This is a genomic window from Escherichia sp. E3659 (assembly GCF_005781135.1).
GTDB lineage: Bacteria > Pseudomonadota > Gammaproteobacteria > Enterobacterales > Enterobacteriaceae > Escherichia.
Genome location: NZ_VATQ01000066.1, coordinates 1 through 12,718, shown reverse-complemented (window position 1 = coordinate 12,718; position 12,718 = coordinate 1). Strand labels below are relative to the sequence as shown.

Genomic DNA, 12,718 nt, shown 5'->3' with positions numbered 1-12,718 from the left:
GTTAATGGTTAGTGTGGTCGGCGTGAACTCGTGGCCATTTTCATACGAAGACAACGTTACTGTTCCAGCCAGCGCCAGAGTATTTAATGTTTGCGAATAACCGTTTAAATCGAGATGGCCTTCACTGTCGACAATATAATCGGAGTTTGGGCTGAAAGTATCAACCGTGCCAGCGCGCAGACTTCCGTTGCTAATATAAGTATTACCGGTATAGATATTCGCGCCGGATAATGTGGTTGTCCCGGAACCTACCTGGTTAACCTGGCCTTTACCGTCTATGTATGAGGTCAGAACAAAATCAGCGTTGGTGTGATTAAAGTTTAATATTGAAGTGGTTGACGCATTTGTCCCCCCTAAATAAATTCGGGGAGTATTAATTGAACCAGCAGGTTGCGCAGCCTCACCTTGCGCACCTCCAATATTTAATATTCCTGTTCCGTTAGAGGAGACACCAACCCAGATATATGAATTCACATTGATTACACCATCGTTGCTGACAGTGAGAACTCCGGTAGTATCAGAAGTAGAAGATGTGTTATATCCGCCAATAAGTATATTTGGGGCATTCACTGTTGAATTTTTATCGGCAACCTGAACTTCTCCATAACTACTCTGGTTAGCTGACAGAGAAGAATGGGCGTTAACATACCCAATATTCAGTTGAGTCAGGGAAGTGAATGTACCGCCGTTAGTAACAGATACTTTCCCTGTTCCCTGATCGCCAACAATAGCAATGTTAGAGGTGACTGATGAGCTTTCCCCATCAATAACCAACGTCCCCCTGGCGTCACCATAAAACTCACCAACTCTTATTGATTGCAGGCCACTTATCTTACTACCTTCTAACACGTATAACGTACCGGAGCCTTCGTTAGTGCCTAAAAAAATATTGGAGGTAGGGGTGTCGAACTGCCAGTTGGTATGGTTTGTTAAAGTGATGGAGCCTTCAGCATTATTACCAATGCTGGCTGATGAAGTGGTAAGTGAAAGATTATCAATGAGTAATGAACCATTAGAGTCTTCACCTACTTTCAATGAGTTAAAATGCTCCCATCCGGGATCGTAGCCTTCTGACGCAATGAGTTTTATCTCTTCATTATTATTAATGATAACATTACTATCTGAATTTGTAGGTGGGGTGATAGCCAAGGATACTGGCGTAAATAATATGGTAGAAATGGCTATCGCCCGTGTCGATAAGCTTTTTTTTGCTGGTTTCATATCACTCACTTTTATCCTTAAAAATTAAATGGCGAGATGCTTTTTATTGCACTGTTTTTATTCCTGAAGCCTTGTAAGGCACAAACATGCAAGTTACTAAATAAGAATATCTGTAATATTAGATGTAATAAATTTATTAAAGTGTTAGTTGTTCATTGCATTGATTGGTTTTAGTGGTTTGTAAGTGGAGTTAATGCGGTTTTTTTATGTTGTTTAGAAAAAATACATCTAATAATCCTAAGCTGTATGTAGGTGAAATAAAGAAAAAGTATGGAAATCACATTAATATATGGTTGGTGGTTTTTTGTTAAGAAAAGTAATGCGGCTCATGTGAATTTTATATTAGGTTTTAGCGAAAGAGGGAATTTGAGATTTTTATGAAAATTAATTTAAGGAGCACCTGCGATAATGGTAGTGAGCGTTATTAAACAACTGGGAGAATGTGGCTATCGTTGAGAAAAATACAAATATATTCTCTTTTCCTATAGATTTTTCCTAACCGCTGAACTACTTATTAATCAACCCTGATGATGACTGTTAGCTTCAGGGCATTGGCCAATCACACATATGGAGTTCATCGATGAAAACTGGAACTAAGCTCTTAGTTGGTGCGTTAGCTTTTGTTGTCACAAATGTCTATGCCGCTGAATTGATGACCAAAGCGGAATTTGAAAAAGTTGAATCGCAATATGAAAAAATAGGTGATATTTCAACCAGTAATGAAATGTCGACCGCAGATGCAAAAGAAGATCTGATCAAAAAAGCGGATGAGAAAGGTGCGGATGTGTTGGTTCTGACCTCCGGTCAGACTGACAATAAGATCCACGGCACGGCAGATCTTTATAAGAAGAAGTAATTCTGAAGCTCATGTAAACAAGCCCGATGCGCACGTCTATCGGTGAACGCAATATATTGAAATTCATGTTTTTGTCGGCCGGATAAGGCGTTAACGCTGCATCCGGCAATTTAATTTTTTAGCCGCCGCCAGAACGTCGTCCGGCTGATGCCTAAATAATTCGCTGCTGCTGTTTTATCACCATTAAATTTGTCCAGTGCCTGTCGTGGTGTCAGCAAGGGTGGGGCGATGACGTTACCCGATTTTTGTGTCAGCTCTGGTAATAATTGCTGCAAAAACTGCGGCGTTAAATCCGGCGTCGGTTCCACACTTAAAAACAGCGCCAGCCGCTCCATCATATTACGCAGTTCACGAATATTGCCCGGCCAGTCGTAGCGCACCAGCACGGTTTCGCTTGCCTGTAATCCCTGGCGTAATGCGGCAGAAAACGGGGCGGAGAGCGCCGCCAGAGACACTTTCAAAAAGCTTTCCGCCAGCGGCAGAATATCCGCCACTCGCTCACGCAGTGGCGGTAATTGCAGACGCAAAATACTCAGCCGATAAAACAGATCACGGCGAAATTGCCCTTGCTGCATATCTTCTTCCAGATTGCAGTGAGTGGCGCTAATAACCCGTACATCCACCGGAACAGGCTGATGCCCGCCGACGCGGGTGACCTCTTTTTCTTCCAGCACTCGTAACAGGCGAGTCTGCAATGGCAGAGGCATTTCGCCTATCTCGTCAAGAAACAGCGTGCCGCCGTGGGTGATTTCAAACAGCCCGGCGCGTCCTCCGCGTCGCGAGCCGGTAAACGCCCCTTCCTCATAGCCAAACAGCTCCGCTTCCAGCAGCGATTCGGCAATCGCCCCACAGTTGACGGCAACAAACGGATGCGACTTTTTGCCCTGTCGCGCATCGTGGCGGGCAAAATATTCCCGATGAATCGCCTGGGCCGCCAGCTCTTTGCCCGTCCCCGTTTCCCCCTCAATCAACACCGCCGCACTGGAGCGGGCATACAGCAAAATAGTCTGCCGTACCTGTTCCATCTGTGGTGATTGACCGAGCATATCGCCCAGCACGTAACGAGTACGCAGGGCGTTACGGGTGGCATCGTGAGTGTTATGGCGTAACGACATGCGCGTCATATCCAGCGCATCGCTGAACGCCTGGCGCACGGTGGCGGCGGAATAGATAAAAATTCCGGTCATTCCGGCTTCTTCTGCCAAATCGGTAATCAGCCCTGCGCCGACCACCGCTTCGGTGCCGTTAGCTTTTAGCTCGTTAATCTGCCCGCGCGCGTCTTCTTCGGTAATGTAGCTACGTTGATCGAGGCGCAAATTAAAGGTTTTTTGAAACGCCACCAGTGCCGGAATAGTTTCCTGATAGGTGACAACGCCGATAGACGACGTGAGCTTTCCGGCTTTTGCCAGTGCCTGTAACACATCGTAGCCGCTCGGTTTAATCAAAATAACTGGCACTGACAGGCGGCTTTTCAGGTACGCGCCGTTAGAGCCAGCAGCGATGATGGCGTCGCAGCGTTCGTTTGCCAGTTTCTTGCGGATGTAGGTCACCGCTTTTTCAAAGCCAAGCTGGATAGGGGTAATGTTCGCCAGGTGATCAAACTCGAGGCTGATATCGCGAAACAGCTCGAACAGGCGCGTCACCGATACCGTCCAGATAACTGGTTTGTCGTCATTCAGCCGTGGTGGATGTGCCATAGCGCACCGCAAAGTTAAGAAACCGAATATTGGGTTTAGTCTTGTTTCATAATTGTTGCAATGAAACGCGGTGAAACATTGCCTGAAACGTTAACTGAAACGCATATTTGCGGATTACTTCATGACTTTATTTCTAACAAATTGAAATTAAACATTTAATTCTATTCAGATAATTGTGGCACACCCCTTGCTTTGTGTTTATCAATGCAAATAACAAGTTGATAACAAAGGATGGGCTATGTCTCTACACTCTCCAGGTAAAGCGTTTCGCGCTGCACTAAGCAAAGAAACCCCGTTGCAAATTGTCGGCACCATCAACGCTAACCATGCGCTGCTGGCGCAGCGTGCCGGATATCAGGCGATTTATCTCTCTGGTGGTGGCGTGGCGGCAGGTTCGCTGGGGCTGCCCGATCTCGGTATTTCTACCCTTGATGATGTGCTGACCGATATTCGTCGTATCACCGACGTTTGTTCGCTGCCGCTGCTGGTGGATGCAGACATCGGTTTTGGTTCTTCGGCTTTTAACGTCGCCCGCACCGTGAAATCGATGATTAAAGCGGGCGCGGCGGGATTGCATATTGAAGATCAGATCGGCGCGAAACGCTGCGGCCATCGCCCGAATAAAGCGATCGTCTCGAAAGAAGAAATGGTGGATCGGATCCGCGCGGCGGTGGATGCGAAAACCGATCCTGATTTTGTGATCATGGCGCGCACCGATGCGCTGGCGGTTGAAGGACTGGATGCGGCGATCGAGCGTGCGCAGGCCTATGTTGAAGCGGGTGCCGAGATGTTGTTCCCGGAGGCGATTACCGAACTCGCCATGTACCGCCAGTTTGCCGATGCGGTGCAGGTGCCGATCCTCGCCAACATTACCGAATTTGGTGCCACGCCGCTGTTTACCACCGACGAATTACGCAGCGCCCATGTTGCAATGGCGCTGTACCCACTTTCAGCGTTTCGCGCCATGAACCGCGCCGCTGAACATGTCTACAACGTCCTGCGCCAGGAAGGCACGCAGAAAAGCGTCATCGACACCATGCAGACCCGCAACGAGCTGTACGAAAGCATCAACTACTACCAGTACGAAGAGAAGCTCGACGACCTGTTTGCCCGTAGCCAGGTGAAATAAAAACGCCCGTTGGTTGTATTCGACAACCGATGCCTGATGCGTCGTTGACGCGACTTATCAGGCCTACGGGATGCACTGAACTGTAGGTCGGATAAGACGCATAGCGTCGCATCCGACAACCGATGCCTGATGCGTCGCTGACGCGACTTATCAGGCCTACGGGATGCACTGAACTGTAGGTCGGATAAGACGCATGGCGTCGCATCCGACAACAATCTCGACCCTACAAATGATAACAATGACGAGGACAACATGAGCGACACAACGATCCTGCAAAACAGTACCCATGTCATTAAACCGAAAAAATCTGTGGCGCTTTCTGGCGTTCCGGCGGGCAATACGGCGCTCTGCACCGTGGGTAAAAGTGGCAATGACTTGCATTACCGTGGCTACGATATTCTTGATCTGGCGGAACATTGCGAATTTGAAGAAGTGGCGCATCTGCTGATCCACGGCAAACTGCCGACCCGTGACGAACTCGCCGCTTACAAAACGAAACTGAAAGCTCTGCGCGGCTTACCGGCTAACGTGCGTACCGTGCTGGAGGCCTTGCCTGCTGCGTCGCACCCGATGGATGTTATGCGCACAGGCGTTTCCGCGCTCGGCTGCACGCTGCCGGAAAAAGAGGGGCATACTGTCTCTGGCGCGCGGGATATTGCCGACAAACTGTTGGCGTCGCTTAGCTCGATTCTTCTCTACTGGTATCACTATAGCCACAACGGCGAACGCATCCAGCCGGAAACCGATGACGACTCCATCGGCGGTCACTTCCTGCATCTGCTGCACGGCGAAAAGCCGTCGCAAAGCTGGGAAAAGGCGATGCATATTTCGCTGGTGCTGTATGCCGAACATGAGTTTAACGCCTCCACCTTTACCAGCCGGGTGATTGCGGGCACTGGCTCTGATATGTACTCAGCCATTATTGGCGCGGTTGGCGCACTGCGCGGGCCGAAACACGGCGGGGCGAATGAAGTGTCGCTGGAGATCCAGCAACGCTACGAAACGCCGGACGAAGCCGAAGCCGATATCCGCAAGCGCGTGGAAAACAAAGAAGTGGTCATTGGTTTTGGGCATCCGGTTTATACCATCGCCGATCCGCGTCATCAGGTGATCAAACGCGTGGCGAAGCAGCTCTCGCAGGAGGGCGGCTCGCTGAAGATGTACAACATCGCCGATCGCCTGGAAACAGTGATGTGGGAGAGCAAAAAGATGTTCCCCAATCTCGACTGGTTCTCCGCTGTTTCCTACAACATGATGGGCGTTCCCACCGAGATGTTCACACCACTGTTTGTTATCGCCCGCGTCACCGGCTGGGCGGCGCACATTATCGAACAACGTCAGGACAACAAAATTATCCGTCCTTCCGCCAATTATGTTGGACCGGAAGACCGCCAGTTTGTCGCGCTGGATAAGCGCCAGTAAACCTCTACGAATAACAATAAGGAAACGTACCCAATGTCAGCTCAAATCAACAACATCCGCCCGGAATTTGATCGTGAAATCGTTGATATCGTCGATTACGTCATGAACTACGAAATCAGCTCTAAAGTAGCCTACGACACCGCACATTACTGCCTGCTCGACACTCTCGGCTGCGGTCTGGAAGCTCTCGAATATCCGGCCTGTAAAAAACTGCTGGGGCCAATTGTCCCCGGCACCGTCGTACCCAACGGCGTGCGCGTCCCCGGAACTCAGTTTCAGCTCGACCCCGTCCAGGCGGCATTTAACATCGGCGCGATGATCCGCTGGCTCGATTTCAACGATACCTGGCTGGCGGCGGAGTGGGGCCATCCTTCCGACAACCTCGGCGGCATTCTGGCAACGGCGGACTGGCTTTCGCGCAACGCGGTCGCCAGCGGCAAAGCGCCGTTGACCATGAAACAGGTGCTGACCGCAATGATCAAAGCCCATGAAATTCAGGGCTGCATTGCGCTGGAAAACTCCTTTAATCGCGTCGGCCTCGACCACGTTCTGTTAGTGAAAGTGGCTTCCACCGCCGTGGTCGCCGAAATGCTCGGCCTGACCCGCGAGGAAATTCTCAACGCCGTTTCGCTGGCGTGGGTGGACGGTCAGTCGCTGCGCACCTATCGCCATGCGCCGAACACCGGCACGCGTAAATCCTGGGCGGCGGGCGATGCCACTTCCCGCGCGGTACGTCTGGCACTGATGGCGAAAACGGGCGAAATGGGTTATCCGTCAGCCCTGACTGCGCCTGTGTGGGGTTTCTACGACGTCTCCTTTAAAGGTGAGTCGTTCCGCTTCCAGCGTCCGTACGGTTCTTACGTCATGGAAAATGTGCTGTTCAAAATCTCCTTCCCGGCGGAGTTCCACTCCCAGACGGCAGTTGAAGCGGCGATGACGCTCTATGAACAGATGCAGGCAGCAGGCAAAACGGCGGCGGATATCGAAAAAGTGACCATTCGCACCCACGAAGCCTGTATTCGCATCATTGACAAAAAAGGGCCGCTCAATAACCCGGCAGACCGCGATCACTGCATTCAGTACATGGTGGCGATCCCGCTGCTATTCGGGCGCTTAACGGCGGCAGATTACGAGGACAACGTTGCGCAAGATAAACGCATTGACGCCCTGCGCGAGAAGATCAATTGCTTTGAAGATCCGGCATTTACCGCTGACTACCACGACCCGGAAAAACGCGCCATCGCCAATGCCATTACCCTTGAGTTCACCGACGGCACGCGCTTTGAAGAAGTGGTGGTGGAGTACCCAATTGGTCATGCTCGCCGCCGTCAGGATGGCATTCCGAAACTGGTGGATAAATTCAAAATCAATCTCGCGCGCCAGTTCCCGACTCGCCAACAGCAGCGCATTCTGGAGGTTTCTCTCGACAGAGCTCGCCTGGAACAGATGCCGGTCAATGAGTATCTCGACCTGTACGTCATTTAAGTAAACGGCGGTAAGGCGTAAGTTCAACAGGAGAGCATTATGTCTTTTAGCGAATTTTATCAGCGTTCGATTAACGAACCGGAGCAGTTCTGGGCCGAGCAGGCCCGGCGTATTGACTGGCAGACGCCCTTTACGCAAACGCTCGATCACAGCAATCCGCCGTTTGCCCGTTGGTTTTGTGAAGGCCGAACCAACTTGTGTCACAACGCTATCGACCGCTGGCTGGAGAAACAGCCAGAGGCGCTGGCGCTGATTGCCGTCTCTTCGGAAACAGAAGAAGAGCGCACCTTTACCTTTCGTCAGCTGCATGACGAAGTGAACGCGGTGGCCTCAATGTTGCGTTCATTGGGCGTGCAGCGTGGCGATCGGGTGCTGGTGTATATGCCGATGATTGCCGAAGCGCATATTACCCTGCTGGCCTGCGCGCGCATTGGCGCTATTCATTCGGTGGTATTTGGTGGTTTTGCCTCGCACAGCGTGGCGGCGCGAATTGATGACGCTAAACCGGTGCTGATTGTCTCGGCCGATGCCGGAGCGCGCGGTGGCAAAATCATTCCGTATAAAAAATTGCTCGACGATGCGATAAGTCAGGCACAGCACCAGCCGCGCCACGTTTTGCTGGTGGATCGCGGGCTGGCGAAAATGGCGCGCGTTAGCGGGCGGGATGTCGATTTCGCGTCGTTGCGCCATCAACACATCGGCGCGCGGGTGCCGGTGGCGTGGCTGGAATCCAACGAAACCTCCTGCATTCTCTACACCTCCGGCACGACCGGCAAACCTAAAGGCGTGCAGCGTGACGTTGGCGGATATGCGGTGGCGCTGGCGACCTCGATGGACACTATTTTTGGTGGCAAAGCGGGCGGTGTGTTCTTTTGCGCATCGGATATCGGCTGGGTGGTGGGGCATTCGTATATCGTCTACGCGCCGCTGCTGGCGGGGATGGCGACTATCGTTTACGAAGGATTACCGACCTGGCCGGACTGCGGCGTGTGGTGGAAAATCGTCGAGAAATATCAGGTTAGCCGGATGTTCTCAGCGCCGACCGCCATTCGCGTGCTGAAAAAATTCCCTACCGCTGAAATTCGCAAACACGATCTCTCGTCGCTGGAAGTGCTCTATCTGGCTGGAGAACCGCTGGACGAGCCGACCGCCAGTTGGGTAAGCAATACGCTGGATGTGCCGGTCATCGACAACTACTGGCAGACCGAATCCGGCTGGCCGATTATGGCGATTGCTCGCGGTCTGGACGACAGGCCGACGCGTCTGGGAAGCCCCGGCGTGCCGATGTATGGCTATAACGTGCAGTTGCTCAATGAAGTCACCGGCGAACCGTGCGGCGTCAATGAGAAAGGGATGCTGGTGGTGGAAGGGCCGCTGCCGCCGGGGTGTATTCAGACTATCTGGGGCGACGACGACCGCTTTGTGAAGACTTACTGGTCGCTGTTTTCCCGTCCGGTGTACGCCACCTTTGATTGGGGTATCCGCGATGCTGACGGTTATCACTTTATTCTCGGGCGTACCGACGATGTGATTAACGTTGCCGGGCATCGGCTGGGGACGCGCGAGATTGAAGAGAGTATCTCCAGTCATCCGGGCGTTGCCGAAGTGGCGGTAGTTGGGGTGAAAGATGCGCTGAAAGGGCAGGTGGCGGTGGCGTTTGTCATTCCGAAAGAGAGCGACAGTCTGGAAGATCGCGAGGTGGCGCACTCGCAAGAGAAGGCGATTATGGCGCTGGTGGACAGCCAGATTGGCAACTTTGGCCGCCCGGCGCACGTCTGGTTTGTCTCGCAATTGCCAAAAACGCGATCCGGAAAAATGCTGCGCCGCACGATCCAGGCGATTTGCGAAGGACGCGATCCTGGGGATCTGACGACCATTGATGATCCGGCGTCGTTGGATCAGATCCGCCAGGCGATGGAAGAGTAAGGTATTGTCGGATGCGTCGCGTGGCGCATCTTATCATGCCTACAGGTCTGAACCGTAGGTCGGATAAGGCGCTCGCGCCGCATCCGACACCGTGCGCAGATGCCTGATGCGACGCAGGCGCGTCTTATCATGCCTACCCACTGTTTTTACACCGATAATTTTTCCCCCACCTTTTTGCACTCATTCATATAAATAATATATCCCCCCGCGAAAACGATTGCTTTTTATCTTCAGATGAATAGAATGCGGCGGATTTTTTGGGTTTCAAACAGCAAAAAGGGGGAATTTCGTGTCGCAAGATAACAACTTTAGCCAGGGGCCAGTCCCGCAGTCGGCGCGGAAAGGGGTATTGGCATTGACGTTCGTCATGCTGGGATTAACCTTCTTTTCCGCCAGTATGTGGACCGGCGGCACTCTCGGAACCGGTCTTAGCTATCATGATTTCTTCCTCGCAGTTCTCATCGGTAATCTTCTCCTCGGTATTTACACTTCATTTCTTGGTTACATTGGCGCAAAAACCGGCCTGACCACTCATCTTCTTGCTCGCTTCTCTTTTGGTGTTAAAGGCTCATGGCTACCTTCACTGCTGCTGGGCGGCACCCAGGTTGGCTGGTTTGGCGTTGGTGTGGCGATGTTTGCTATTCCGGTGGGCAAAGCAACCGGGCTGGATATTAATTTGCTGATTGCCGTTTCCGGTTTACTGATGACCGTCACCGTCTTCTTTGGTATCTCGGCGCTGACAGTTCTTTCGGTGATTGCGGTTCCGGCTATTGCCTGCCTTGGCGGTTATTCCGTGTGGCTGGCCGTTAACGGCATGGGCGGCCTGGACGCCTTAAAAGCGGTCGTTCCCGCACAACCGTTAGATTTCAATGTCGCGCTGGCGCTGGTTGTGGGGTCATTTATCAGTGCGGGTACGCTCACCGCTGACTTTGTCCGGTTTGGTCGCAATGCCAAACTGGCGGTGCTGGTGGCGATGGTGGCCTTTTTCCTCGGCAACTCGTTGATGTTTATTTTCGGTGCAGCGGGCGCTGCGGCACTGGGGATGGCGGATATCTCTGATGTGATGATTGCTCAGGGACTGCTGCTGCCCGCGATTGTGGTACTGGGGCTGAATATCTGGACCACCAACGATAACGCACTCTATGCGTCGGGTTTAGGTTTCGCCAACATTACCGGGATGTCGAGCAAAACCCTTTCGGTGATTAACGGTATTATCGGTACGGTCTGCGCATTATGGCTGTATAACAATTTTGTCGGCTGGTTGACCTTCCTTTCGGCAGCTATTCCTCCGGTAGGTGGCGTGATCATCGCCGACTATCTGATGAACCGTCGCCGCTATGAGCACTTTGCGACCACGCGTATGATGAGTGTCAATTGGGTGGCGATTCTGGCTGTCGCGCTGGGGATTGCCGCAGGCCACTGGTTACCGGGAATTGTTCCGGTCAACGCGGTATTAGGTGGCGCGCTGAGCTATCTGATCCTTAACCCGATTTTGAATCGTAAAACGACAGCAGCAATGACGCATGTGGAGGCTAACAGTGTCGAATAACGCTTTACAAACAATTATTAACGCCCGGTTACCAGGCAAAGAGGGGCTGTGGCAGATTCATCTGCAGGACGGAAAAATCAGCGCCATTGATGCGCAATCCGGCGTGATGCCCATAACTGAAAACAGCCTTGATGCCGAACAAGGTTTAGTTATACCGCCATTTGTGGAGCCGCATATTCACCTGGACACCACGCAAACCGCCGGGCAACCGAACTGGAATCAGTCCGGCACGCTGTTTGAAGGCATTGAACGCTGGGCCGAGCGCAAAGCGTTATTAACCCATGACGACGTGAAACAACGCGCATGGCAAACGCTGAAATGGCAGATTGCCAACGGCATTCAGCATGTGCGTACCCATGTCGATGTCTCCGACGCAACGCTAACTGCGCTGAAAGCAATGCTGGAAGTGAAGCAGGAAGTCGCGCCGTGGATTGATCTGCAAATTGTCGCCTTCCCTCAGGAAGGGATTTTGTCGTATCCCAACGGTGAAGCGTTGCTGGAAGAGGCGTTACGCTTAGGGGCAGATGTAGTGGGGGCGATTCCGCATTTTGAATTTACCCGTGAATACGGCGTGGAGTCGCTGCATAAAACCTTCGCCCTGGCGCAAAAATACGACCGTCTCATCGACGTTCACTGTGATGAGATCGATGACGAGCAGTCGCGCTTTGTCGAAACCGTTGCTGCCCTGGCGCACCGTGAAGGCATGGGCGCGAGAGTCACCGCCAGCCACACCACGGCAATGCACTCCTATAACGGGGCGTATACCTCACGCCTGTTCCGCTTGCTGAAAATGTCCGGTATTAACTTTGTCGCCAATCCGCTGGTCAATATTCATCTGCAAGGACGATTCGATACGTATCCAAAACGTCGCGGCATCACGCGCGTTAAAGAGATGCTGGAGTCCGGCATTAACGTCTGCTTTGGTCACGATGATGTCTTCGATCCGTGGTATCCGCTGGGAACGGCGAATATGCTGCAAGTGCTGCATATGGGGCTGCATGTTTGCCAGCTGATGGGCTACGGGCAGATTAACGATGGCCTGAATTTAATCACCCACCACAGCGCCAGGACGTTGAATTTGCAGGATTACGGCATTGCCGCCGGAAACAGCGCCAACCTGATTATCCTGCCGGCTGAAAATGGGTTTGATGCGCTGCGCCGTCAGGTTCCGGTACGTTATTCGGTACGTGGCGGTAAAGTGATTGCCAGCACACAACCGGCACAAACAACGGTGTATCTGGAGCAGCCAGAAGCCATCGATTACAAACGGTAATCGGCTGGGGTACAGCGAGCGTAGTTTATGCCGGATGCGGCGTGAACGCCTTATCCGGCCTTGTATTATCCCTCCTGTGCAGAGAAAATCGGCCAGTTTTCTCTGACCTGCAGTCCGCATGCCGTATCCGGCCTTAGGTTTTCAACCTGTTGCGTAGATT

9 protein-coding genes are annotated in these 12,718 nt (G+C 52.2%); 7 read left to right on the top strand and 2 right to left on the bottom strand.

All coding sequences use genetic code 11. The features are described from left to right. Positions 1–1,221, bottom strand: a 1,221-nt coding sequence (locus FEK47_RS24865; RefSeq protein WP_346763570.1) for an autotransporter-associated beta strand repeat-containing protein, incomplete at its 3' end; no start/stop codon positions are given. Between the two features lie 580 nt (positions 1,222–1,801). Between FEK47_RS24865 and yahO the strand changes: the two genes are divergently transcribed. After that, on the top strand, positions 1,802–2,077 hold the full coding sequence (gene yahO, locus FEK47_RS24860; RefSeq protein WP_130206111.1) for a DUF1471 family periplasmic protein YahO: 276 nt from the start codon (positions 1,802–1,804) through the stop codon (positions 2,075–2,077). Between the two features lie 110 nt (positions 2,078–2,187). Here the strand turns inward: yahO and prpR are convergent, their stop codons facing one another. Then, positions 2,188–3,774, bottom strand: coding sequence for a propionate catabolism operon regulatory protein PrpR (gene prpR, locus FEK47_RS24855; protein ID WP_135486645.1), 1,587 nt, complete (start codon positions 3,772–3,774; stop codon positions 2,188–2,190). Between the two features lie 238 nt (positions 3,775–4,012). On the opposite strand from prpR, the gene prpB reads away from it, so the two are divergent. The 6 genes from prpB (at position 4,013) to codA (ending at position 12,558) form a co-directional block, all read left to right on the top strand. Beyond that, positions 4,013–4,903, top strand: coding sequence for a methylisocitrate lyase (gene prpB / locus FEK47_RS24850; RefSeq protein WP_135486644.1), 891 nt, complete (start codon positions 4,013–4,015; stop codon positions 4,901–4,903). A gap of 252 nt (positions 4,904–5,155) precedes the next feature. Continuing rightward, positions 5,156–6,325, top strand: coding sequence for a 2-methylcitrate synthase (gene prpC, locus FEK47_RS24845; protein WP_135486619.1), 1,170 nt, complete (start codon positions 5,156–5,158; stop codon positions 6,323–6,325). Between the two features lie 33 nt (positions 6,326–6,358). After that, a complete protein-coding gene (gene prpD / locus FEK47_RS24840; RefSeq protein WP_001275859.1) occupies positions 6,359–7,810 on the top strand; it encodes a 2-methylcitrate dehydratase in 1,452 nt (483 codons plus the stop codon). A 39-nt stretch (positions 7,811–7,849) separates the two neighbouring features. Continuing rightward, the gene (gene prpE, locus FEK47_RS24835) at positions 7,850–9,736 is read left to right on the top strand and encodes a propionate--CoA ligase (protein ID WP_000010274.1); all 1,887 of its coding nucleotides are present in this window, start codon (positions 7,850–7,852) and stop codon (positions 9,734–9,736) included. A 289-nt stretch (positions 9,737–10,025) separates the two neighbouring features. Then, positions 10,026–11,285, top strand: a complete 1,260-nt coding sequence (codB, locus tag FEK47_RS24830) for a cytosine permease (RefSeq protein ID WP_000076233.1) — start codon at positions 10,026–10,028, stop codon at positions 11,283–11,285. Next, entirely contained in the window at positions 11,275–12,558 is a 1,284-nt protein-coding gene (gene codA / locus FEK47_RS24825; RefSeq protein ID WP_001299008.1) for a cytosine/isoguanine deaminase, read from the top strand. The genes codB and codA overlap by 11 nt, the downstream gene beginning before the upstream one ends. The last annotated feature ends 160 nt before the right edge of the window (positions 12,559–12,718 follow it).